Origin of the sequence: Halomonas sp. ND22Bw (assembly GCF_003011945.1) — a bacterium.
Lineage (GTDB): Bacteria > Pseudomonadota > Gammaproteobacteria > Pseudomonadales > Halomonadaceae > Halomonas > Halomonas halophila.
Genome location: NZ_PXWD01001689.1, coordinates 1 through 239, shown reverse-complemented (window position 1 = coordinate 239; position 239 = coordinate 1). Strand labels below are relative to the sequence as shown.

The 239-nt window shown below is 67.8% G+C and carries 1 pseudogene; it reads right to left on the bottom strand.

What is annotated here, in order from left to right:
* Window positions 1-239, bottom strand: a pseudogene (glmM, locus tag CVH10_RS24015) (phosphoglucosamine mutase); the annotation flags it as partial.

Below are 239 nucleotides of genomic sequence, written 5' to 3'. Positions count from 1 at the left end.
CGGCCATGACGCGGATTAGCTTTTCGGTGCCTGACGGCCGGACCAGAAGGCGGCCCTGGCCGTTCAGCGCGGCCTCGGCCTCGGCGATGGCGGCCTTGACCTTGTCGGTCTCCAGCGGCTTGTCGGCTGTGAAGCGGACGTTTTCCAGCAGTTGCGGCACGGGGTCGAACTGGCGGGCGAGTTCGCTCATCGGCTTGGCGGATTCGACCAGAACCGCCAGCACCTGCAGCGCCGCCATC